The sequence below is a fragment of the Actinomadura sp. 3N508 genome (assembly GCF_044326375.1).
GTDB lineage: Bacteria > Actinomycetota > Actinomycetes > Streptosporangiales > Streptosporangiaceae > Spirillospora.
Genome location: NZ_JBIRAX010000004.1, coordinates 81,147 through 100,692, shown reverse-complemented (window position 1 = coordinate 100,692; position 19,546 = coordinate 81,147). Strand labels below are relative to the sequence as shown.

Annotated in this window: 21 protein-coding genes; 8 read left to right on the top strand and 13 right to left on the bottom strand. The window is 70.4% G+C overall.

The features are described 5' to 3' along the window. Nucleotides 1-48: 48 nt before the first annotated feature. The 3 genes from ACH34S_RS15975 (at nucleotide 49) to ACH34S_RS15965 (ending at nucleotide 3,454) form a co-directional block, all read left to right on the top strand. Nucleotides 49-2,058, top strand: coding sequence for an N-6 DNA methylase (locus tag ACH34S_RS15975; RefSeq protein WP_395953426.1), 2,010 nt, complete (start codon nucleotides 49-51; stop codon nucleotides 2,056-2,058). 75 nt (nucleotides 2,059-2,133) lie between these two features. Beyond that, nucleotides 2,134-2,676 carry a serine/threonine-protein kinase gene (locus ACH34S_RS15970; protein ID WP_395953425.1) on the top strand — a complete coding sequence of 181 codons (543 nt, stop codon included), beginning with the start codon at nucleotides 2,134-2,136 and terminating at the stop codon, nucleotides 2,674-2,676. Continuing rightward, nucleotides 2,657-3,454 carry a class I SAM-dependent methyltransferase gene (locus ACH34S_RS15965; protein ID WP_395953424.1) on the top strand — a complete coding sequence of 266 codons (798 nt, stop codon included), beginning with the start codon at nucleotides 2,657-2,659 and terminating at the stop codon, nucleotides 3,452-3,454. Before ACH34S_RS15970 ends, ACH34S_RS15965 begins: the two co-directional genes overlap by 20 nt. 814 nt (nucleotides 3,455-4,268) lie before the next feature. Here ACH34S_RS15965 and ACH34S_RS15960 read toward each other — a convergent pair. Further along, a complete protein-coding gene (locus tag ACH34S_RS15960; RefSeq protein WP_395953423.1) occupies nucleotides 4,269-4,811 on the bottom strand; it encodes a hypothetical protein in 543 nt (180 codons plus the stop codon). A gap of 758 nt (nucleotides 4,812-5,569) precedes the next feature. Between ACH34S_RS15960 and ACH34S_RS15955 the strand changes: the two genes are divergently transcribed. Beyond that, nucleotides 5,570-6,001 (top strand): PaaI family thioesterase, encoded by a 432-nt coding sequence (locus tag ACH34S_RS15955; protein ID WP_395953966.1) that lies wholly within the window; start codon nucleotides 5,570-5,572, stop codon nucleotides 5,999-6,001. 21 nt (nucleotides 6,002-6,022) lie between these two features. On the opposite strand, the gene ACH34S_RS15950 is transcribed toward ACH34S_RS15955, so the two are convergent. The 4 genes from ACH34S_RS15950 to ACH34S_RS15935 all read right to left on the bottom strand — a co-directional run bounded on the left by ACH34S_RS15950 (nucleotide 6,023) and on the right by ACH34S_RS15935 (nucleotide 9,027). Continuing rightward, on the bottom strand, nucleotides 6,023-7,072 hold the full coding sequence (locus ACH34S_RS15950) for a methyltransferase (RefSeq protein ID WP_395953422.1): 1,050 nt from the start codon (nucleotides 7,070-7,072) through the stop codon (nucleotides 6,023-6,025). Next, entirely contained in the window at nucleotides 7,065-7,778 is a 714-nt protein-coding gene (locus tag ACH34S_RS15945; protein ID WP_395953421.1) for a hypothetical protein, read from the bottom strand. The genes ACH34S_RS15950 and ACH34S_RS15945 overlap by 8 nt, the downstream gene beginning before the upstream one ends. Nucleotides 7,779-7,810: 32 nt before the next feature. Continuing rightward, nucleotides 7,811-8,470 carry an iron-containing redox enzyme family protein gene (locus ACH34S_RS15940; RefSeq protein ID WP_395953420.1) on the bottom strand — a complete coding sequence of 220 codons (660 nt, stop codon included), beginning with the start codon at nucleotides 8,468-8,470 and terminating at the stop codon, nucleotides 7,811-7,813. Between the two features lie 101 nt (nucleotides 8,471-8,571). Beyond that, nucleotides 8,572-9,027 (bottom strand): PaaI family thioesterase, encoded by a 456-nt coding sequence (locus ACH34S_RS15935; protein WP_395953419.1) that lies wholly within the window; start codon nucleotides 9,025-9,027, stop codon nucleotides 8,572-8,574. A 581-nt stretch (nucleotides 9,028-9,608) separates the two neighbouring features. Between ACH34S_RS15935 and ACH34S_RS15930 the strand changes: the two genes are divergently transcribed. Together ACH34S_RS15930 and ACH34S_RS15925 are read left to right on the top strand one after the other, a co-directional pair. After that, a complete protein-coding gene (locus ACH34S_RS15930) occupies nucleotides 9,609-10,541 on the top strand; it encodes an SAM-dependent methyltransferase (protein ID WP_395953418.1) in 933 nt (310 codons plus the stop codon). Nucleotides 10,542-10,582: 41 nt separating this feature from the next. Next, nucleotides 10,583-11,821: a cytochrome P450 gene (locus ACH34S_RS15925; protein ID WP_395953417.1), complete on the top strand. Its 1,239-nt coding sequence runs from the start codon at nucleotides 10,583-10,585 to the stop codon at nucleotides 11,819-11,821. On the opposite strand, the gene ACH34S_RS15920 is transcribed toward ACH34S_RS15925, so the two are convergent. Both ACH34S_RS15920 and ACH34S_RS15915 read right to left on the bottom strand, forming a co-directional pair. Beyond that, entirely contained in the window at nucleotides 11,818-12,435 is a 618-nt protein-coding gene (locus ACH34S_RS15920) for a DUF6461 domain-containing protein (RefSeq protein WP_395953416.1), read from the bottom strand. The genes ACH34S_RS15925 and ACH34S_RS15920 overlap by 4 nt on opposite strands. 123 nt (nucleotides 12,436-12,558) lie before the next feature. After that, nucleotides 12,559-12,960 (bottom strand): PPOX class F420-dependent oxidoreductase, encoded by a 402-nt coding sequence (locus tag ACH34S_RS15915; protein ID WP_395953415.1) that lies wholly within the window; start codon nucleotides 12,958-12,960, stop codon nucleotides 12,559-12,561. Between the two features lie 153 nt (nucleotides 12,961-13,113). Here ACH34S_RS15915 and ACH34S_RS15910 point away from each other — a divergent pair, with 153 nt between their 5' ends. Both ACH34S_RS15910 and ACH34S_RS15905 read left to right on the top strand, forming a co-directional pair. Next, on the top strand, nucleotides 13,114-13,767 hold the full coding sequence (locus ACH34S_RS15910) for an excalibur calcium-binding domain-containing protein (protein ID WP_395953414.1): 654 nt from the start codon (nucleotides 13,114-13,116) through the stop codon (nucleotides 13,765-13,767). 76 nt (nucleotides 13,768-13,843) lie between these two features. Next, a complete protein-coding gene (locus ACH34S_RS15905; protein ID WP_395953413.1) occupies nucleotides 13,844-15,166 on the top strand; it encodes an ADP-ribosylglycohydrolase family protein in 1,323 nt (440 codons plus the stop codon). A 3-nt stretch (nucleotides 15,167-15,169) separates the two neighbouring features. Here ACH34S_RS15905 and ACH34S_RS15900 read toward each other — a convergent pair whose 3' ends face one another. The 6 genes from ACH34S_RS15900 to ACH34S_RS15875 form a co-directional block, all read right to left on the bottom strand. Further along, nucleotides 15,170-15,679: an NUDIX domain-containing protein gene (locus ACH34S_RS15900; protein ID WP_395953412.1), complete on the bottom strand. Its 510-nt coding sequence runs from the start codon at nucleotides 15,677-15,679 to the stop codon at nucleotides 15,170-15,172. Between the two features lie 10 nt (nucleotides 15,680-15,689). Beyond that, nucleotides 15,690-15,830, bottom strand: a complete 141-nt coding sequence (locus ACH34S_RS15895; RefSeq protein ID WP_395953411.1) for a hypothetical protein — start codon at nucleotides 15,828-15,830, stop codon at nucleotides 15,690-15,692. 21 nt (nucleotides 15,831-15,851) lie between these two features. Beyond that, the gene (locus tag ACH34S_RS15890) at nucleotides 15,852-16,523 is read right to left on the bottom strand and encodes an NUDIX hydrolase (RefSeq protein ID WP_395953410.1); all 672 of its coding nucleotides are present in this window, start codon (nucleotides 16,521-16,523) and stop codon (nucleotides 15,852-15,854) included. Between the two features lie 19 nt (nucleotides 16,524-16,542). Then, nucleotides 16,543-18,060, bottom strand: coding sequence for a hypothetical protein (locus ACH34S_RS15885; protein ID WP_395953409.1), 1,518 nt, complete (start codon nucleotides 18,058-18,060; stop codon nucleotides 16,543-16,545). Between the two features lie 211 nt (nucleotides 18,061-18,271). Further along, nucleotides 18,272-18,835 (bottom strand): carboxymuconolactone decarboxylase family protein, encoded by a 564-nt coding sequence (locus ACH34S_RS15880; RefSeq protein ID WP_395953408.1) that lies wholly within the window; start codon nucleotides 18,833-18,835, stop codon nucleotides 18,272-18,274. A 29-nt stretch (nucleotides 18,836-18,864) separates the two neighbouring features. Beyond that, nucleotides 18,865-19,524: a hypothetical protein gene (locus ACH34S_RS15875; RefSeq protein ID WP_395953407.1), complete on the bottom strand. Its 660-nt coding sequence runs from the start codon at nucleotides 19,522-19,524 to the stop codon at nucleotides 18,865-18,867. Between the last annotated feature and the right edge of the window lie 22 nt (nucleotides 19,525-19,546).

Sequence of the window (19,546 nt, the reverse complement as noted above, 5' to 3'; positions counted from 1 at the left end):
CGGAGCTCGTCGTTTGAACGGTGGGTGGGGCAGGAGGGCGGTACGGAAGTGCAGGCGTCGAACGACGCGACGGTCACCGCGGCCGACATCGCGCGGCTGGCCGCGGTCGGCCGCGCCGCGGTGAGCAACTGGCGCCGCCGCCACGACGACTTCCCGCAGCCCATCGGCGGGACGGCGGTCAGCCCGACCTTCTCCCTCGCCGAGGTGGAGGACTGGCTCCGCGGCCAGGGCAAGCTGTCCGGATCGCCCGTCCGCGAGCGCGTGTGGCAGACCCTCCGCCAGGCGACCGCCGGCGGCGCCGAACTCGCCGACGTGCTCACCTACGCGGGCGCGTTCCTCCTCGACCTCCGTGCGGACGAAGCCCGCCAGATCGATGTTCCCCCCGGAGTGCGGGCCGACGTTCCGGCCGGCGTCCCGGGCGACGTCTCGATCGCGGACGCGCTCGCCGACCTGGTGGACGAACGCGGCGTCGCGGAGGCGTTCGAGTTCCTCCGCACCCGCTACCTGGAGCACCACAGCCGCCGCGTCTACCTCACGCCCGAGCCGGTCGTCCGGCTGATGCTCGAACTCGGAGCCGCCGCCCCCGCCGGGCCCGTGCGGACCGTCCTCGACCCGGCGTGCGGCACCGGCGCGTACCTGAGCACGGCGAAAGACCTGTTCAAGGGCGTCGAGCGGCTCCTCGGCCAGGAGATCGACGACACGACCGCCCGCATGACCGCGATCCAGCTCGCGCTGCGCGGCGCCCCCGCCGAAATCCATCCGGGCGACTCGCTCCGCACCGACGCCTTCCCCGGACGGACGGCCGACCTCGTCGTCACCAACCCGCCGTTCAACGACCGCGGCTGGGGCTACGAGGAACTGACCGGCGACCCGCGCTGGGAGTACGGCCTGCCGCCGCGCATGGAGTCGGAGCTGGCGTGGCTGCAGCACGGCCTCGCGCACGCGTGCCCCGGCGGGACGGTCGTCGTCCTCATGCCCCCGGCCGTCGCGAACCGCCGTTCGGGCCGCCGCGTCCGCGCGGAACTGCTCCGCCGCGGGACGCTCCGCGCCGTCATCGGCCTGCCCCCCGGCGCGGTGCCGAACATGGCCGTCGCGCTGGCCGTGTGGGTGCTGCGCCGTCCGTCCCCAGGCGACCAGCCCGCGGACGACGTCCTGATGGTCGACACCTCTGCCGACCCGGAGAACTTCCACGACATCGCCCTGAACGCGTACCGCCGCTACCTCAAGGGCAAGGGCGACGGGACGGATTCCAGCGCCGTCGTCCGCATCATCGACCTGCTGGACGACGAGGTCGACCTCACCCCGGCCCGGTACCTCCCGCAGCGCAGCGCTCCCGCATCGGAGGGCTCGTTCACCGCCGCCCGCGAAGCCCTGGAGAGGAAGGCGGCGGAACTGCCGCGGACGGTCGCCGAACTGTCGTCCCTCACCGGGGCGCGGGCGCGCGACGACGTCCCGATGACGACGGTCGGCGAGCTCGCCAAGGCGGGCGTGGTGCAAATACTCCGTCCACCGGTCAGGGTGCGGATGGGCGAGGGAACCGTGCCCGTCCTGACCCTCGACGACATCGCCGTGGGGCGGGGCGCCACGGGAACCGCCGGACCCGACGCCGACCACGTGTGGATCTCCGCCGGGGACGTCGTCGTCTCCATCGCCGCCCGCCACCCAGTCGCGCGCGTCATGACGGAGGACGCCCTGCCGAGCGGAGCTCGCCCGACGAACGGCGGTGAGCGGGGGCCGGAGGACGGTATGGCCCTCGGCCCCGGCCTCGCCCTGGTGCGGGTCGATCCGTCCCGCACCGACCCCGACTTCGTCGCCGGATGGCTGCTGCTCGGCGCGCAGGGCGCCCGGCTCCGCAGCTCCACCTCCTCGGCCCGCTTCGACGTCCGCCGCGCCCGCCTGCCCCGCCTCACGCTGGCCGAACAGGCCGAGCTAGGGAAGGCGTTCCGCAAGCTCACCGAGCTGGAGACCGCACTCCGCGAGACCCACACGCTCGGCGCGGAGGTCCTGCGCCTGGGCCTGGAAGGGCTGGGCGCAGGCGCCCTGCGCCCGTCCGTTTGACCTGCGGCCCCGCCATCCGCCCGGCCGCGGCTGCCTGCGGGACGGCGGCCGGAGGGTGGTGGGCGTTGCGGCGGGATGGGCGAGGTGTGGCGTGCCTACGACCGGTTCCTCGACCGGCGGGTGGCCGTCAAGTTCACCCGGGTCATGGACGAGTCGCTCGTCGAGCGGTTCGAGCAGGAGGCCCGCAGCACCGCGTGGTTCGAGCATCCGGGCGTCCCCACCGTTTACGACTTCGGTAGCCACGACGGCTGCTTCTACCTGGTGATGCAGTACGTCGAGGGCATGACGGTCGATCATGTCCTCGACGCTCAGGAGAGGCTGCCGGTTTCGTGGGCCGCGCTGATAGCCGCCCAGGTGTGCGCGGTGCTGAACGTCGCGCACCGGCGCCCGCTCGTCCACCGGGACCTGAAGCCCAGCAACCTGATGCTCTGCCCTGACGGATCGGTGAAGGTTCTCGATTTCGGTGCGACCACGTCCGGAGACGAATCAGCGCCGCCAGATCGGACACCCGCATGTCTACACTGTGAAATTCCGATGTTTCACATGCCCGGCCTTTCGGGGCCGGCTCCGACATCCTGGCCGGACGGATGCCGAACCGATGAGCGACGACCCCTCTGACCTGCTGGCCCGCGGCTGGGACGGCGCGGCCGAAGGCTATGACCGGTACTTCGTCCCCAGGTTCGCGCCGTGGGTCGCCACGGCCGCCTCGGCACTCCACGCGCGGACGCTCCCACCCGGCCCCATCCTCGTTCCCTGCTGCGGCACGTTCCCCGAACTCCCGGCGATCGCCGCCACCCACCCCGACCGCGAGATCGTCGGGATCGACCTCTCTCCCGGAATGCTCGCCCGCGCGCGCCGCCGCGTCGCCGCCCACCCGCGGGCCCGCCTGGTGCGCGGCGACGCCGTCGACCTCGCGTCCCGCTGGCCGGGCGAGGCGGCCGCCGTCGTGTCGGTGTTCGGCCTCCAGCAGCTCCCCGACCCGGCCGCCGCGATCGCCGGCTGGGCGTCCGCGCTGCGGCCGGGCGGCGTCCTGTCGGTTGTGTCGTGGCCGGACGAGACCGAGACCGACGGCCCGTTCGCGCTGCTCAGCGCGGTACGCGCGGAGGCCCAGCCGGACGGCGCGGACGGCTCTGCCCGGCACCTCCGGCTCGCCGAACGAGCCGCCTCGGCGGGCGCCCTGGTCGAGCGCGACGAGCCCGTGTCCCACCCCATCGACCACCCAGACGCGGAGTCGTTCTGGACGGCCATGGTCGGCGGCGGGCCGCTCCACAAACTCGTCCTCTCCCACGGCGAGGCGTTTATGGCCGAACTCCGCGAACAGTTCCTGAGCCGCGCCCCGTCCGGCCCCTGGCGCCACCGTCCGACCGCCCACTGGATCGTGGCCCGCGCCACCTGACACCGAACGACGGCCCAGCCGAAGGGTCCGCGGCCCGGCGTCACTGCTTCTTGGCCGCCTTCTTTCGCCGTGATGCCCAACGCGGCGAGGACGGGCAGTCGCCGGGATGCGGGCCATGCCGGAGCAGGATGAATGCCCGTCCACCCACTGCAGCAGTTCGGTGAACTTCCGGTACGCGGGTCCAGGGCCAGGACGGCGCCGGGATCGGCGGATGGGACACGATGAGCCGCCCGCGTGGAAACCCACCGGAACCAGCGCGACCGTCCGTCCGCCGCGCCGAGCGCCTGCACCACGCCGGACGAGCCGCCCCGCACGGAACGCGTTGATCCCCTCGTTTTGCCGCTGCACCGCTGCCACACCGTCTTCCCTTGCTCGACGTCAACGACCTGAACGCGATCGCACTTGTCGCCCCCGCCGCCATGCAGAACGGCGACTCGGTTTCGGCTTGCGCGTTCGCGGGCCGGCGGTCTCGGGGTGTTGGGGTGCCGGTGTCTTTGGGCTCGGCCGGTTGGGAGTTGTCGTCCTGCTGTTCGCCGCGTGCGCGGGCACGACTCTCCGGGCGGGACGGCTGGCCGGGGGCGCCGGGGTTGTTGGGCAGGAAGCGGCGGGGGTTTGCCGTCGGTCTCCGTGCGGGTGTCGGTTCGCCTGGGGGAGAACCGGGCGTGCACTCGACGCGCAGGGCCTACATCGGCACGCAAACCAGCGGACGAGCCCTCCGGTGCGTCACGCGATACGACGATGCGGCGTTTGTTCGACTTGGCGTGGACGGCCCTATGGCCGGCCGCCGGACCCATCGGGCGTCGGCCGGGTGGCGTCAGGGGCGGTGTGCCGTGTGCGCCTCGTCGGGGCTGTCGTTGAGCAAGTAGGTCGGTGGTGTCGGGCGCTGTGCGGCGAGCCAATCCCTGGTGTAGGCCGCCACGTCTTCGACGAACTGCTCCAGGTCCGCCCTCGTGAAGCCGGCTTCGGCGACGAGATGGAGGAGGACGTAGACCTTGGTGTTCAGGACGGTGGTCAGCTCGTCGTCCGACTCGGAGTCCTTCATCAGCGGCGGGGCGTCGACGGCGCGGCGGATGGCGTCCTCGGTGAGGAGCAGGTCGAGGGGGACCGCTTCCTCCTCGGCCTTGATCCGCAGCTCGTCGACGAAGCGGGCGATGTCGTCCAGCGTGTAGGCCGTCGAGAACTTGCGGCGTACGGCGACGCTGAAGGCTCCCAGGAGCAGCGACACGTACCCTGCGGCGGTCTCGTCGTCTTTCTGCAGTTCGTATTTCAACGGCACCCAGGCTTGCGGCCCCTCCAGCAGGAAGTGCCGCAGCGCTAAGACGTTGTTCTCGCGGATATCAACCAGTAAGTAGTTCATTGCTCAATGAGATATCGGAGGTGGACTGCATGATCGGCACCGGATGGCGGTGCCTGCCTTCTCGTCATTGAGTCGGCTCTGCGTTGGCGGGGCGGCCCCGATCTTGAGACTTTCTTACCACGGTAGCCGTCCGGAGTATCGTAGCTTGCGTGAGTTTCTACCGGTTCAGGGTTACGGGCCGGAGTTATCTCACACCGTGCGGACGGGGCGGGCCCCTGGCCCCTGACCGTGGCTTCGATCGGAGCGGCGACGTCGCCGGGGTCCCGCAAGGTGGCCGATCCTGGACGCATGTCGCGGATCCCGGTGGCGGGCCGGTCGGCTCCTTCGGTCCGAGGAACCCACGGGTCCGCCAGCGGCTGCGTCGTGGCGATATCGTTCGGTGGACGAGGCATTCCTCCTGATCAGAGAGGTTCGGCGTGGAGCCACCAACGTGCCTGGTCTGCAGGCGGACTCTTGGCGACCTCCCGTTTTCCTCGTTCACGCTCGTTCAGTTCGCGATCAGCGCGGAGGAGGAGGCGCTGCAACGGGAACTGGATCGCGAGGGCTGGACCGGTCATCACCCGTGGCATGTGTGGTTCTGCGACGAGCACACGGCACCGGCGGAGGAAGTCGCGCACTTGCACTGGCGTGAGGCCATGACGCGCTTGCAAACCTCCCGGAAGTAGACGTTGAAGGTCAGGTGCTCGCTTGGCGTATTCACGCGTCGTTGTGGGGCTTTGTTCCTTTCTCAGGTGGGGGCTTAGGGTCTGGGCGTGACCATGGATCGGCAGAGGCGCGGGGTTTTCTGGGACGTGCTGGCGGGCCGGGTTCCCGCCCCTGCGGCGGCGGTGACGCTGGGGTGGGAACTGATCGAGGTCGATCCCGAGGCGGGCACCATCGAGGTCGCCTTCGCCGCAGACGAGCGGTTCCTGAATCCGACGGGCGTGATCCAGGGCGGGTTTCTGGCCGCGATGCTCGATGACACGCTGGGGCCGGCCTTGGTCGCGACGCTGGACGAGGGACAGTTCGCGCCGACATTGGATCTGCATGTGCAGTTCTTGCGGCCCGCGCTCCCCGGCCGTCTGGTCGGTCGTGGACGCATCGTCAAGCGCGGGGCCGATGTCTGTTTTCTCGCCGGTGAGCTCCTCGGCCCCGATGGACGGGCGGTGGCCGTGGCGTCGGCCACCGCGCGGATCAAGTCCCTCGGATGAAGGGCGCAGAGGCGTCGCGGGTCAGGCCGGTGAGGCTTCTATCAGGCGGTAGCCGAATGGTGGGAACGGCTCGGAGACCCGGTCCGCGTTGAAACCGGCGGCCTTGAGCAGCAGCCGGAACTCGTTCTCGGTGCGTTCGCGTCCACCTGTCACGACCAGCATCAGCAGGTCGCGGAGGTACCAATGGGTCTCGTCGAACCCGGCGACGGCCTTCTCCGGAAGCGTTCGTTCGACTAGGAGCACCCGGCCGTCCGGCGGAATGGCGGCGCGGACGCTGCGGAGGATCGCCATGGACTGCTCGTCGTCCCAGTCGTGCAGGATCTCCTTCAGCAGGTAGGCGTCGGCCCCGTCCGGAACCTTGGTGAAGAAGTCGCCCGCGACGACGCGGCAGCGCTCCCTGACGCCCGCGGCGGCCAGGGTGGCGTCGGCGTCGGCGAGGCCGGTGCGGACGTCGAAGAGCACGCCGTTGAGGTCGTCGTGGGCGCGCAGGATGTGGGTGAGGAGGGTGCCGTCCCCGCCGCCGATGTCGACGACCTCACGGAATCTCTTGAGGTCCGCTGCCGCGAGGATGCCGGGCGCCGCATCGCGGGTGTGCTCCGCCTGCGACCGGTTGAAGATCATCGCGCGGCCGGGATTGCGCGCGTAGTACTCGGTCCAGCTCATGCCGTGCGCCAGGTCCCAGCCCGGGGTTCCGGTCCGCAGGCTGGGTACGAGCCGGTCCCAGCTCCGGGAGGTCTCCGGGCCGCAGGCCATCAGCAGCGTGCTCCGGATCGAGTCGGGCGCGTCCGTGCGGAGCGGCTGCCCGGATTCGGTGAGCGCGTAGCGGTCGGTCCCGGTCTGGGTGAGGATGCCCTGCCCGGTGAGGGCGTGGAGGAGCCGTCGCAGGGACGGCGCGTCGGTGCCGGTCCGCTCCGCGAGTTCGGCGGTGCTGCGCGGGCGGGTGGCGAGCAGGTCGGCGATTCCGAGTTCGGCCGCCGCGTACAGCGTCTTCGCCGCCATCATCTGGAGCAGCGGTGCCAGGAGCAGCACGGACGGGGGGAAGGCGGCGGCGTCGGCCGCTGGGTCAGCCATGGAGCGCCAGCTCTCCGTCGGCGGCGCGCCGGCGGGCGCGCTTCATATCGGCCTTGATGTTTCTCATCGTCACCTTCCGATGGAAGTAGTGGTATCCCCGGGTTATCGCGTAGTCGACGTATTCCCTGCTGTCGGTTCTGAAATAGGTGACGAAGTCGTTGACGGTGTCGTCTCCGAGGAGGTGCAGCGGCTCATGCCGGACCGGAATCGTCCCGAAGTCGGTGAACCACGAGAGGATCTCCTCCCTGATCACACCGGCGACGAAGTCGAAGCCCATCGTGTGGGATAGCACGGCGCAGTTGCGGAGGATGATGCCCAGCAGGAGATCACCGCGGAACGCCTTGTCGACCGCGATGTTGTTCACTTCGAGGACGCTCTTCCCCGTGGCGCCGGGAATGATGTGGTGCAGGGTCGAGTCCGGTGCCATTGGGGTGAGGCGGAAGATGGCGACTAGCTCGCTGTCGAACGTCACCCGGTAGCAGGTGGACGCGATGTCGGGGAGAAACTCGTCGCTGTAGAGGCCGAGCGGTCTCAGGGCGTTCTTCAAGAAGTCGCGGTATTCGTCGAGTTCTTGCGCTTCCGCGACTTCGTGGGTCTGGTACTGGCGCAGTTCCCGTAAGACCTCGTCGTCTTCGGGGGCCGCGGCGTAGGTGGTCGTGGTCGTCGGGTTGCCACCGTCAAGGACGGCGATGGGTTCGAGTGGCAAGAGCCTCTCCCTTGTGTCCGTGGCGGTGGGGTTCAGGCGCTGGCGAGGACGTCGCGGAACATCTGGGCGTAGTAGTAAATGGTCATCCGGCGGCCGTGGACGACCTCGTCCAGGTCGGAGTCCTTGAGCAGGAGGTCGTTGACGGCGAGCTTCACGTCCTCGATATGCCGTGCGTCGAAGCCGGCGTGGCTCTTGATGAAAGTGACCTGGTTCTTCTCCAGGCCGTACGTCTCCCGCAGCAGCTGCGCCATCGACTTGCCGAGGTCCGCGCCGAGCCCTTCGGTCAGGCTCGCGACGCCGAGAATTCCGAGCGGGTTCCCGTAGGTCGCCATGTAGTAGTTCTGTGCGACCAGGCCCCACGATCCCTGCTTCGGCGGAATCGCCAGGACCTCCGTGGCGTTCTCGCCCAGATTCTCCAGGTCCTTGATGCAGAAGAGGTCGTGGTTGTTCTCTTCTTGGACCTGCTCGAAGAACCAGTCGCGCAACCCGCGGTAGTCGTCGCCGAGCCTGGCCCCGGCCAGCGACAGCATGCGGGAGGTGTGGCGGACCATGTGGTAGGTCTCGCGCAGATAGGCGACGTAGTGCTCCCGCTTCATCTGGCCGCCGGCGACGGTCTCGATGAGCGGGTTCTGCCCGATCTCGCTGTCGAACTCGGTCTGGGTCGCGGCGAGGAGCTTCTCGAAGTTGGTCATGGCGATGGGTCCTTTCGGTTGGGTTTCCGGAATGGTGGTGTGGACGGCGGCGTCCAGCGGTGGCAGGTGGCAGGTGGCAGGTGGTCGGCGGCCGGCGGCTGTCAGGCGGGTGTGGGGCGCAGGTGCTCTGGCCAGGGCAGCAGGCGGTAGACGCCCGTCGCGCGGGCCAAGGTCTGGCCTTGCGCATCCGTCAGGCACGCTTCGAGAAAGGCCGACTTGCCGAGCATCGCCGTGATGCGGCCTTGGCTGAAGACCTTTCCGACGGGAACCGGCCTGATGAAATCCGTGCTCATGGAGACGGTGACGGGCAGGAACTGCGCCTCATGGAGCCCGACGACCGCCGACCCCATGCATTCGTCCAGCATGGCGGTGATGAATCCGCCGTGAACCGTGCCGTGGGGGTTGACGAATTCGGCCGCGGGCTCGAAGGAGAGGTGAACGGCCTGGGCTTCCCTGTCGAGCCTCAGCAGGGTCCAGCCGATCATTCTCGGCACGGGAGGAACCTCGCCGGGCAGCCGGTCGTACACCGTTTCTTCGCCGCTCTTCAGCTCGACCAATACGGGTGCTCCTTGTCTCTTGTCTCCGGGCATGCCGCACGCTCAGGAGTGCGGGGGTGGGGGAGGGTAATGCCGTATCCGAGTAGCTGGTCCGGATACAAAACGGATCATCGATTGCGGCTGTTGGTCATGTCAATGGATTCGGCTGGGCGTCTTTCGGCTGAGGACGAGCTGAGCGAATTATCGGCAGGTGGCAGTGGTGCACCTTCTGTGTGCGGATTTTGGCACCTTGACCCCAGTGGCGACGGCTGCTAGCGAACCGGTCTTATGCGTGCAGGTTCCGGCACTTTGTCTCGTCAGGCCGTGGGGCCGCGCCGCGCGAAAGTATGGGGGCCAATACCAATGGCCACGAATTGCCTCCCGTGCGGCCGCGAGCCCGAGAGCGATCCGGTCGGTCTCGTGGGAAGGGCTCGGGTGCAATCGGCTCCGCTTGCCATTGTGGCTCTGACCTGGCGGAGGTGACTCCACGCCCGATTCCGGCGACAAGGCGTGATCATCTGCGCGTTTGTCGTGCGGTGACAACCCCTGTCATGATGAGTTGATCAGTGTCGGCCGCTCTGTTCGGACGAAGGGTTCCGTCCATGGGGGAAGTCAGCCCGCCGTCGGGCGTTGACGTCACCATGCCGAATGTCGCCCGTATGTACGACTACTACCTGGGCGGAAAGGACAACTACGCCGCCGACAGGGAGGCGGCGGAACAGGTCATCGCGGTGATGCCGGGGTCGCAGGCCGGTGCGCGGGCCAACCGGGCGTTTCTCGTGCGGGCGGTGCGATATCTGGCCGCGGAGGCCGGAATCACGCAGTTCCTCGACCTGGGCGCGGGGCTGCCCACCCAGAACAACGTGCACGAGGTCGCCCTTTCGGTGAACCCGGACGCCCGCGTCGTCTACGTCGACTGGGACCCGGTGGTCTGCGCCCACAGCCGCGCGCTGGTGCGGACGCCGCACAATGTCGGCGTGGTCGAGGCGGATCTGCGGCGTCCGGACGCGATCCTGCGGCATGAGACGACCCGGGCGCTTCTCGACTTCGACCGTCCGGTGGCGGTGATGATGGTGTCGATCCTGCATTTCGTCGACGGTTCCGACGACCCGCAGGGCGTCATCGCGCAGTACCGTGACGCGACCGCGGCGGGAAGTCACCTGGTCGTTACCCATCTGACCGGGGACCTGCTGGAGAAGGCCCGGCCAGAGGAGACCGAGCGGGCCAAGGAGATCTACCGCCGCACGGCGACCCCCGTCCATCTGCGGGCACGCCAGCAGATCCACGAGCTCTTCAAGGGTTACGACCTGGTGGATCCAGGGCTGGTGTGGCTGACCGACTGGCGCCCCGACGAGCCCGGCCTGTACGGCCACGACGGTTACGACGGCCACGACGGCGACGGTCACGACGGCGCGGACGCCTCGGGCGGCCCGACTTTGCTGCGTCCTGATGGCCCGCGCAGCGGGGTCGTGGAGGAGGCGCCCGGTTACGGTGGTCGTATCCCGGCGTACGCGGGTGTGGGCCGCAAGCTCTGAGCGTGCGGGCAAGCAGCAGGAGGCGGGAGGCAGGAGGCGGAGTGCCCGGATCGGCCGGCATCGACCTGTCCACGGGGGCCTTCTGGGCCGCGCCCTACGCCGAGCGCGCCGCGGCGTTCGCGGCGCTGCGGCGTGAGAAGCCGATCGGGTTCTTCGCGGAACCGCGCGTCCGGTGGGCGAAGCGAGGCCCCGGCTTCTACGCGGTGACCCGCCACGCGGACGTGGCCGAGGCGAGCCGCAGGCCGGAGGACTTCTCCAGCGCCGAGGGCGTGATGGTGTTCGACCGGCCGCCGGAGTCGATCGAGTTCTTCGACTCGATGATCAACATGGACGACCCGCGGCACGCGCGGCTGCGCCGGATCGTGTCCCGGGCGTTCACGCCGGGCATGATCGAGCGGCTGGACGGCGAGATCCGGCGGGTGGCGGCCGAGATCGTCGCCGGGCTCCCGGCGCGCGGCACGTTCGACTTCGTCACCGAGGTCGCCGAGCGGCTGCCGCTGACCATCATCTGCCGGATGATGGGCGTCCCGGAAAGCCGGCACCGGTTCGTCGCCGAACGCACCAACATCATTCTCGGTGCGGGCGATCCCGAGTTCACCCCGGACAGGACCGAGACCGAACCCGTCACCCTCCTCACCGCCGCGGCGGAGCTCGCGGGAATGGTCAAGGAGCTGGCCGCGGAACGCGCGGGTGTTCCCGGCGACGACCTGACGTCCAAGCTCGTCAACGCCAATATCGACGGCGAGAAACTGTCCGCCCGGGAACTCGGCTCGTTCTTCGGCATCCTGCTGCAGGCGGGCAACGAGACCACCCGAACGGCGATCTCGCACGGCCTGATGCTCCTCACCGAGCACCCCGAGCAGAGGCGGCGGTGGGCCGAGGACTTCGAGCGCTACGCGGCCACCGCGACGGACGAGATCGTCCGCGTCGCCTCGCCCATCATCTACATGAGGCGCACCGCGACCCGCGACTGCGAACTGAACGGCCACCATTTCCGCAAGGGCGACAAGCTGCTGCTGTACTACTGGTCGGCCAACCGCGACGAGACCGTCTTCGACGACCCCGAACGGTTCGACATCACCCGCTCGCCCAATCCGCACCTCGGCTTCGGAGCGCCCGGCCCGCACTACTGCCTGGGCGCGCATCTGGCCCGCAGCGAGATCACCGCCCTGTTCAGGGAACTGCTCGCCCGCGCGCCCGGCGTCCGCGCCGCCGGAGCCCCGGATCGGCTCCGCTCGAACTTCCTCAACGGGATCAAACATCTCCCGTGCGCCTTCTAACCGGGCTTCACCTTCGCGAATGTCTGCGGGCGGGCGAACCAGCCGGCATCGAGGCTCACGCCCGTCAGCGACTCCAGGGTGGCCATCGCGGTCTCCCAGTCCGGGGCGGGGCCGGAAAGGGTGCCCGCCACCACGCCGGCGCGGAGATCGCACATCGCGCCGAGGCGATCGGTCAGCGCCTCCGGATCGGTGCCCCGCCGGTTCTGCGGGGCCAGCGTCTCCACCTCGGTGATCAGCTCGCCGTCCGCCAGGTAGGAGAGCATGCTGAAATTGTTGATCAGCCAGAACAGCGAGTGAACCGTGGCGTCCCGGCTGAGCAGGCGCAACACGTGCGGCTCGGCGGTGGCGCTGCCGTACGCCACGATGACGACCGCGTCGCCGCGCTGTTCTAGGAAGACCTCGTCATCGTCGTAGTCGACGTCGGCCGGCCGGCGGGTGGTCAGCGCCTCCGGGTCCCCACCCAATCGGCGTACCACGTCGTGCACCGACAGCCCTGCCTTATGCGGACGGATCACCGTCCAGCACAGGTTCTCCGGGTAGTACACCGAAGTGCGCCGCAGGTGGTCGATCAATCGCACATAGTGCTCGATCCGCTCCGGTTCCGGGCCCGCCATGGTCGGCTCCTCTCGCGGTCAAGGATCGCCAGACCCTACCGCCGAGATCAGCCGGGCGTGCTCCAGTTCGTCCGAGCGCTAGGGCGCGGACATGTTCATCTCGCCTTCTGCCCGCCCCGGTGCTCAGGCGGCGGTTCGCTTGGTCATGCCCTGGGCGCCGGGGTCCAGGCCCCACGTGAAGATCGTGTGCGGGTGGATGCGGATCAGGTCGACGCCGGAGCCGGTGCCCCGGGGATCGTCCACGACGACCGTCTCGGCGCGGCCGCGGATCTCGATGCCGCGCACGTGCCACGGCCGGACGGACGCCAGGTCGTCGATGACGAGCGCCACCTGATCGTTGCCCTGGACATTGCGGTACTTGCGGGATTTCGCGAGGTTCCAGCCGCTGATGTCGAACGTGCCGGTGTCGGCGTTGTAGGCGTACCCGACGGGATTGTTCTGCGGGTCGCCCTTGGGTCCGACCGTGGCGAGCCGGGCGAGGCGCTGCGTGGCCAGGTACTCGCGTTCGCTGTCAGTCAGGATCATGGCCCCAGCTTGCAACCTCGACTCATCTTGAGGTCAAGTGCGCCATTTGGCGGAAAGTTGGGTCCCGCGATAGGTGCCGATTCTGTTCTTATCGGGGAGTTTGCGGTGGACTGAAGTTCTGGTGCGACGGACGCCACTCGCGAAGGTCGTGCCATGCCAGAACCATCCCGTCCACCGCCTGACCGCGCCGGGCGCCGGCGCCGGGGCCTCCTCCCGGTGCTCGCGGCCCTGGCCGCGGTGCTGCTCTTCGGCCTCGTGACGTCGTGCGGGTCTGGCTCCGGGGAGTCCGAGCAGGTCGCCCCGCGCGATACGAGCTCGCCGCCCGTCACCGTCCCGCCGAGGACGCCGGAGACGCCGCCGCCCCGTGAGCCGTCGACGCCGGAACCGGGCGCGGCGGACGGCGTCGATCCGCATTTCGCCACGTGCGCGCAGGCCAACGCCCACGGGTACGGCCCCTACTACAAGGGCTGGGACCCCGAGTACTGGTGGTACGAGGACCGTGACAACGACGGTGTCGACTGCGAGCCCTGGTGGCCGTGGGAGCCGCCTCCGACCTGGAGCCCCGACCCCGAGCAGAGCGAGCCGCCGTCGCCACCGCCGTTGCCGTCGCCGCCGTCCGAGCCGCCGTCCGAGCCGCCGACGGACGTTCCGCCGCCGTCCGAGCCGGGTGACGAGCCCACCGATCAGGAGCCGAGCACGGAACCGGCCCCGCCGCCGAGCGAGGAGCCGTCGGCGCCGGAGCCCGAGCCGCCGCCGGAGCAGGATTCCGGCGAGCCCTCGGCCCCGGGTTCCGGCGAGCGGCCATAGGCCGTCGGCCGGACGTGCCGTTCGGCCATTGCGTCCGCCCCCTTCCCGAGCGGTGTCCCGCGCATAATGGGGCATTGTGGATCTCGACACCGCCCAGCTGGATCGTGCGTGCGGGGTTCTGCTCGCCGCTGCCGCCGGTAACGCGCTCGGCGCCGGACACGAAGCCGGTGCGTCACCTCAGAGCATTCCCGTCCAACGGAGTGGTGGCCGGATCGACGGCACCTTGAGAATGCTCGCGGTCGCGGAGGTGGCCGCGTCCGGCGCTGATCTGCGCGCCGCGTCCGCCCACGAGGTGATCCGCGCCCGTTGGGCGAACCGGGGGAAGGGCGTTGGTGGGCCCCTCGTGTGGACGGTCCCCGTCGCGCTTGCGTATCTCGACGATCCCGGCGGCCTCACCGAGGCGGCGACCGCGATCAGTGCCCTCACGCACGACACCCCCGAGGCGGGCGAGGCCTGCGTGCTGTGGTGCCACGCCATCCGGCACGCCGTCCTCACCGGCTTCCTCGACGCCCGCGCCGGCCTGAAGCGCCTGCCCGAACCGGCCCGTGCCCGGTGGGCCGACCGCCTGAGGAGCGCCGAGCGCGCCCGGACACGGGACTTCGCCGCGGCGGAGGCGCTGCAGGCGGCGTGGTGCGCCATCACCACGACCGAGGTCCCGCTGGACGAACCCGTCACCGGCACCTTCCGGGTCGATCATCTGCGTCTGGCGCTGGAGGACGCGGCGCGCGGTGGCCGGGAAACCGCCGCGATCGCCGGAGGTCTGCTCGGCGCGGCCTATGGGGCGTCGGCCGTCCCCGCGCGCTGGCGGCTGGAGCTCAGCGACCGGCCAGACCCGCGCTCGCCGGACCCGGTCGCCCTGGCGGCCGCGATCGCCACCGGCGGGACGTACGCGCGCCCGGTCTACGGCGGCGGGGACCGTCCGGCGGTCGCCGTGCCGCATCCCGACGACCCCGGTGTCGTGCTCGGCGACCTGGACGCCGTGCGCGACCTGCCCGAGGGAGTGACCGCGGTGGTGTCGCTGTGCCCGGTCGGCGAGACGGAGCGGCGGGCGATCCTGGCGGGGACGCGGCACTGGATCGAGGTCCGGCTCGCCGACCGCGATGAGCCGGAGGAGAACCCGAACCTGGACTTCGTCCTGCACGACACCGTCACCGCCGTCGAACGGCTGCGCGCAAGCGGGCACGTGGTGCTCGTGCACTGCGTTGGCGCCTACAGCAGAACCCCCACCATCGGCGCCCTGTACGCCATGCGCCGCACCGGCGCCGACCCGGACCAGGCCATCGCCGCGATCGAACTTGCGCTGCCCGAGGCCGACCCCACCGACGCCTTCCGGGACGCCCTGCGGCGAGGACGGCCGGACCACGGGCCGCGCCCCAGACGGCCGGACACCGTGGGCTGAGTCCTACGCGGCCGGACGCCGTGGGCCGAGTGAGGTGATCAGGTCGCGGAGTGGCCGGGACATCTCGCCCGGCAGGTCGTCCAGCGGATACCAGCGCGCCTCAAGGATCTCCGCGGGGTCGAGGGCGAGGCGCCCGCCGATCACGCGGGCCTCGTAGTACGCCTCGACGCGGTGCCGGAAGCCGCTGGCGAGCGCCACCGGCGGGCCGCTGACCTCCACATCGAGGGACGTCTCCTCCCGCACCTCGCGGGCGACGCCGTCCTCCAGCCGCTCACCGGCCTCGACGTAGCCGCCCGGCAGGCCCCACGCGCGGTAGGCGGGCCAGAGCCGGTGCCGCAGCAGCAGGATCCGGCCCTGATCGTCCCGGACGATCCCGCCCGCGTACACCAGGAACGTCCGGTGCCGGAGCCGGGCGAGCCGCCACTGCACCCGCCCGCCGAGCCGCATCCAGGCCCGCGCGCTCAGCCGGTGCACCACCGGGCGCGCCCGCAGCGCGGCGAACCGGATCTTCATCACCGAGATGCTAGCCCCGGCCACCGCCCCGCCCGGCCGCCGCCCCGCCCGGTGCGCCGTCCCGCCCGGCACGCCGCCGCCCCGCCCGGTGCGCCGTCCCGCCCGGCACGCCGCCGTCCCGTCCGGTGCGCCGCACCACACCGTCTGGCACGCCGCTCCGTCCGGCGCAGGGTCAGGACGAGAACGGGGCGAGGCCGCGCAGCCTGGCGTGCAGCAGGGCCGCCAGGGTGAACGAGTCGGTGATCTCGCCGCCGGCCAGCATCCGGTCGAGCCGCCGCGGGGGCACCAGCTCGATCCGGTCGATGCCCTCGTCGAGGTGGGCGGCGTGCGGGTGGTCGACGTCCGCCCAGAAGAGAGCGGCCTTGCTTCCCGCGACTCCGGTGTCGGCGTAGAAGTCGCCGAGGAACTCGATCGACCGTGCGGGCACGCCGATCTCCTCCTGCGTTTCCCGGCGGGCCGTCTGCTCCGGCGTCTCGCCCGGTTCCGGGGAGCCGCGGGGAATCTCCCAGTGCCACAGCCGGGTGGCGTGCCTGAAGTGCCGCATCAGGACGACCCGGCCGTCGCACACGGGGAGGACGGCGGCCCCCGCCTGCCCGTTGGCGTGGAGCGTCCGCATGTAGCCGCCGGTCTGGCCGTTCGGGAACATGACCGGGTCGCGCAGCAGCATGACGTACCGGTCGCGGTAGCAGATGCCGTACGGGCCCCCTTCGGCCGGGAACTCCTCCAGGATCGGGGTCCACGCGCCCGGCGGGTTGGCGAACAGCTCCGGGCGGTCCCGGCGGAGCCGTTCGTACTCCTCTTGCGGCGACTCGCCGGGGGACGTCTCCTCGTGCCGCGCGGTCATGGGCCCTCGCTCGACGCGGTCATGGGCCCTCGTTCGACAGGTCCATGCCGTCATCGTCGCCGTCGCGCGCCAATGCCTGCTTCGACAGATACTCGATCAGTTTCTTCGCCTCCCGGTACGGATCGTCCATCCGCATCTCGAGGAGCTGTGCGGTCGTCTCGATCCGGTGTTGCGTCCTGTTCGCCAGAAACCGGCCGAGGCCCAGCCGGAGCGTGACCCGCGCCGCCCGTTTCCCGGCCAGGTCGGCGACATCACCGAGAACCTCGTACCCGATCTCATTGTCGGGCATGTAGAGGACGTTGAGGGTGAGCGCGCCGATTTCGATGGCTATCTCGGTCAGGGCCCGGAACCGCTCGGGGGAGCGGTCGTTGCGGATCTGCTCCGCCTTGTTGAGCATCGTGAGATAAGCCCTGCTGATCTCGACGATTCCGGCGACGGGGTCGATCAGGGCGTCGATGGACGGCGCGTTGACGACGCGGGCGAACGCGGTGTTGTACGCCTGCCATTCCTCCTCGTTGCGGACCTGCCAGATGTCGGCGAGGGAGAGACGGTCCAGCGTGGGCACCGCTTCGAGCAGGGCCTGGACGTTCTCGAAGGCCAGATTCCGCAGCAGCCTGATCAGCTCGTCGGCGTCCGTCGATTCGGCGGCCTCCCCCTGCCGCTGCCGGAACCGGATGTCCTCCTGCAGCGCGGTGCGCCGCGGCGAAAGGCTCGGCGTCAGGGTGAAGACGTCGATCGCGTCCGCGACGTTCGTCGCGTACTTCAGGTCGATCAGCTGCTTCACGACGGCCATGTGCGGACGGCCGGGGTCGTACTGCCGCTTCGCGACGTCCCCGCCCTCACCGACCACGAACTTCTCGTAGAGACCCTGCCGTACCACCGGACGCCCGGCGTCCAGTTCGTCGTACACCCACCGTCCGACCTCCTTGAGCCGGGCGAGCGTGCTGAGCGCCTCCTCCTCGCCGAGGCGGAAGTCCCGCTCCAGCGCGGGCGCCTCGAACTGGACGAATCTCGTGAAGAACAGGCCGAACGTCTTGTACACGTTCTTGGTGAGCATCGTGTTCTCGTCGTCGTCCCAGGACATGCGCAGGCACGACATCATGGTGTTCTCCGCCACCTCGCGCCATGCCGCGAGCCCCTCGGTGACCTGGAAGTCCGGATCCGTGGCGGGAAGCGGGCCGTCCTCCGTCAGGAGCAGCGGGATGATCACGCCGTTCTCCAGCATCCGGCGGAAGGCGTCGTGGTCGCGCCCGCGCTTCGCGTAGTCCTGGTAGACCTGCGGGTTGTTGTACAGGAAAGCGCGGTTGATCAGTACTTTCTCGGCGTTGAGGAGGGCGCGCAGATACTCGCGCCGCGACCTTGCGGCCTGCTCCCGAAGAATGGCCTTGCCGATCCCGCCCTCCCGCTGCGCCCGCTCGAGCAGCTCCCGGTCGAACCACTGGTTGTCGAGCGACTGCGGCACCGCGGTGATCGTCTGGCGCAGATCCCCGGCCATCAATCTGTTGAAGCTGACATTCCCGGCATGGGCGACGGACATCAACCGCTCCTGGCTTTTGGGGAAACATCGCCTGATAACCCTAATTCGCCGGGGTCCCGCTTCGTCCGCATTCGCGGCCGGCGACCGACCGTGGCCAACCGGACGCGGCCCGCACCGAACCCCGAGCAGTTCGCATATATAGGTAGGTGGGCAGGCCGGTCTCCGCCCCGGGGCTCCATGGAACAGGCGGCGCGGAATTGGGTGACGCTGGTCAGTCGGTCACGCGGAGGACGCGGAGCTGGTCGGCGACCATGCGGTAGTAGCCGACGAGGGTGACCAGCTCGTACAGGCGGGTGAGACCGAGGGTGCCGGTGGCCTCGGTGAAGCTGTCGTCCGTGAGGTCGCCGCTGGCGACCAGCTCGCGGGCGGCGGCGAGGACGGTGGCCTCCAGCCGGTCGTCGAGGCGGCAGTCGGCGCCCGTGCGGACGGCGGCGATCTGCTCCTCGGTGAGCCCGGCCTCGAGAGCCGCGTGGCTGTGGACGGCCCACTCGTACTCCGACCGCTCGTGCGCCGCGACCGCGAGGATCGCCAGTTCCTTCTGCCGCGGGGTGAAGCCCGTCCCGTAGCGGACGACGGTGCCGAGCTCCTGGAGGGCGTTGCCGAGTTCCGGGCTGAGCAGCATGCCGTTGAACGGCCCGCGCAGCCGTCCCTCCGCGTCGGCGAGCGGGAACGGGCGGCTGCCGCTGGCGCGGGCGCTGTCCAGGAGGCGGTCGTAGAGCTCGCGCTGTTCGGCGGTCAGGTCGGCGGGCCGGAACGCGTCGACGCGGGCAGGCATGGATGTCCCCCGATGAGTGCGGTGGCGGGTCATTGAGCGGTGGCGGGCGCGCCGCTCGTCCGGAAGGTGCTGTGGTGGGTGAAGGCGCGGCGCTCCTCGGCGGTCACCGTGCGCATGACCTCGGCGCGCCACGGGGTGCTGGTCGCGGCGCGGTAGGCGGCGGTCTCGAAGACGCCGGGGTCGTCGATCTCGTGCAGGGCGAGGAAGCGGGGCGCGTCGCCGTCGACGAGGACGTAGCGGCGGGTCCGGCGCCAGCCGGGAAGCGCGTGCAGGGACGGGATGTGCTCCTCCTCGTACCAGGAGTGGAAGCCGGGTTCGCCGGCGGGCTCGACCGTCATGCCCCGCGCCACCAGGAGCGGTGGCGGCGCGGCGGCGGGCGTGCCGTGGTCGTCCAGCAGCCGGTAGATGCGGCGGTCGAGGGTCTCCAGCGCGGCCATGACGGCGGTCTCCCGCGCGCTGCGCTCCGCGCGCAGCCGCCGGTAGCCGGGCGTGTGGAGAACCTCCAGGTCGAGGTCGTACCATGCGAGCCAGGACGGCGCCTCGCCGTCCGCGGCGCGGTACCGGTGACCTTGGCGGACGCCCGGCAGGGCGAGCCTGGCGGGGCCGTGCTCGTTGTCGTACCAGTCGTGGAACCCGGCCTCGTCGCCGTCGCGCGGTTGCGACAGGACGTAGAGCAGACCTTCCGTCACGATGGGCCTTCCGTGTGCCGGA

Bases quoted from the DNA above. Each gene is read 5' to 3' on its own strand.
- ACH34S_RS15965 (WP_395953424.1), top strand. From the start codon at position 2,657: ATGAGCGACGACCCCTCTGACCTGCTGGCCCGCGGCTGGGACGGCGCG.
- ACH34S_RS15880 (WP_395953408.1), bottom strand. From the start codon at position 18,835: ATGCCTGCCCGCGTCGACGCGTTCCGGCCCGCCGACCTGACCGCCGAA.
- ACH34S_RS15950 (WP_395953422.1), bottom strand. From the start codon at position 7,072: ATGGCTGACCCAGCGGCCGACGCCGCCGCCTTCCCCCCGTCCGTGCTG.
- ACH34S_RS15900 (WP_395953412.1), bottom strand. From the start codon at position 15,679: ATGAAGATCCGGTTCGCCGCGCTGCGGGCGCGCCCGGTGGTGCACCGG.
- ACH34S_RS15960 (WP_395953423.1), bottom strand. From the start codon at position 4,811: ATGAACTACTTACTGGTTGATATCCGCGAGAACAACGTCTTAGCGCTG.
- ACH34S_RS15920 (WP_395953416.1), bottom strand. From the start codon at position 12,435: ATGGCGGGCCCGGAACCGGAGCGGATCGAGCACTATGTGCGATTGATC.
- ACH34S_RS15930 (WP_395953418.1), top strand. From the start codon at position 9,609: ATGGGGGAAGTCAGCCCGCCGTCGGGCGTTGACGTCACCATGCCGAAT.
- ACH34S_RS15955 (WP_395953966.1), top strand. From the start codon at position 5,570: ATGGATCGGCAGAGGCGCGGGGTTTTCTGGGACGTGCTGGCGGGCCGG.
- ACH34S_RS15915 (WP_395953415.1), bottom strand. From the start codon at position 12,960: ATGATCCTGACTGACAGCGAACGCGAGTACCTGGCCACGCAGCGCCTC.
- ACH34S_RS15970 (WP_395953425.1), top strand. From the start codon at position 2,134: ATGGGCGAGGTGTGGCGTGCCTACGACCGGTTCCTCGACCGGCGGGTG.
- ACH34S_RS15910 (WP_395953414.1), top strand. From the start codon at position 13,114: ATGCCAGAACCATCCCGTCCACCGCCTGACCGCGCCGGGCGCCGGCGC.
- ACH34S_RS15890 (WP_395953410.1), bottom strand. From the start codon at position 16,523: ATGACCGCGCGGCACGAGGAGACGTCCCCCGGCGAGTCGCCGCAAGAG.
- ACH34S_RS15940 (WP_395953420.1), bottom strand. From the start codon at position 8,470: ATGACCAACTTCGAGAAGCTCCTCGCCGCGACCCAGACCGAGTTCGAC.
- ACH34S_RS15885 (WP_395953409.1), bottom strand. From the start codon at position 18,060: ATGTCCGTCGCCCATGCCGGGAATGTCAGCTTCAACAGATTGATGGCC.